The sequence below is a fragment of the Bacillus sp. SIMBA_008 genome (assembly GCF_046535495.1).
Classification (GTDB): Bacteria; Bacillota; Bacilli; order Bacillales; family Bacillaceae; genus Bacillus; species Bacillus subtilis.
This window is the reverse complement of record NZ_JAWRWL010001073.1, coordinates 1-244: the sequence shown is the minus strand read 5'-3', so window position 1 is coordinate 244 and position 244 is coordinate 1. Positions and strand designations below refer to the sequence as shown.

Here is a 244-nt window from a genome sequence, read left to right as displayed (position 1 = left end):
AGAAATTATGGTTCATCCAGCTTATATTGATCCAGAGCTTGTGAAGCGTTCTTCTTACGTAATGGATCGTGTGAAAGAATTGCGTATTTTAACAGAGAGCGAGTTGCCTGACGGAATAGAGCTTGTGAAGTTTTAATAGAAAAACGACGGCTACATAATGCCGTCGTTTTTTGTATTTACAAAATCGATAGGATATATCCGCCAAAGGCTCCGAGTATAACGATAACCCAAGGTGGTGTTTTCC

At 39.8% G+C, this 244-nt stretch carries 1 pseudogene; it reads left to right on the top strand.

Annotation, left to right across the window (positions count from 1 at the left end):
• Window positions 1-136, top strand: a pseudogene (locus SB658_RS26715) (chitin disaccharide deacetylase); the annotation flags it as partial.
• Window positions 137-244 lie beyond the last annotated feature (108 nt).